Source organism: Serratia sp. TSO36, assembly GCF_057808395.1.
On record NZ_JBJZOU010000044.1, the window covers coordinates 1 to 370 of the forward strand.

Sequence of the window (370 nt, forward strand, 5' to 3'; positions counted from 1 at the left end):
CATATCGCCCACCATCTTGTTGTAAGCCGGCGAACCAGGCTGGAACCCTTTCATGCTGCGGTTCAGCTCCAGCAGGGTTTTCTGCATGTCCTGCGGCAGCGCCTGCATCTCTTTGCTGGCGATGATGTCGTTCAGCGACTTCATGGTCTGCTGCGTCGATTTCATGGTTTTCTGACTTTCCGCCAGCGTCTTGGTCGCTTCGTTTATCATCGGATTGATCGGCATCGAATTAATCTTATCCAACGTCTGCATCAGTTTCTGCTGGATCTGCGCCAGCCCGCCGCTGGTGGTCGGCATCAGCGGATAACCGAACAGCTCGCGCGGCCCTTTCCACGGTTTCTCCTGCGGATAGAAGTCGAGATCGATGTAC

Annotated in this window: 1 pseudogene; it reads right to left on the minus strand. The window is 55.1% G+C overall.

The window, feature by feature from the left end:
* Positions 1–370 (minus strand): annotated as a pseudogene (locus ACK3CV_RS25360) (intermembrane transport protein PqiB); the annotation flags it as partial.